This is a genomic window from Vibrio gelatinilyticus, from assembly GCF_022836845.1.
GTDB classification, from domain to species: domain Bacteria; phylum Pseudomonadota; class Gammaproteobacteria; order Enterobacterales; family Vibrionaceae; genus Vibrio; species Vibrio gelatinilyticus.
The window spans coordinates 1-252 of sequence record NZ_JAJNNZ010000061.1; the positions used below are offsets into that span (position 1 = coordinate 1).

Consider the following 252-nt stretch of genomic DNA (forward strand, 5'->3'; position numbering starts at 1 on the left):
CTTCCACGGGTAATGGCTTTTATTTTCACTTTTTAAAAGTGAAGACAAAAGAACTAAATGTGGGCGATTAGCTCAGTTGGGAGAGCACCTCCCTTACAAGGAGGGGGTCACTGGTTCGAGCCCGGTATCGCCCACCACTCTCTAAAAATTTTTGGAAGACAATCTACAAACCACTGCATACGTTGATGGTTTGCATTTTTGACTCTGAGAATCGTTAGAAAGTGCTTTTAGCACACGTTTTGAAAGAAACAC

General features: G+C 42.5%; 1 tRNA gene. It reads left to right on the forward strand.

Annotation, left to right across the window (positions count from 1 at the left end):
• The first annotated feature begins 61 nt into the window (after nucleotides 1-61).
• Nucleotides 62-137 (forward strand) — tRNA-Val (locus tag LNL84_RS19680).
• Nucleotides 138-252: the final 115 nt, after the last annotated feature.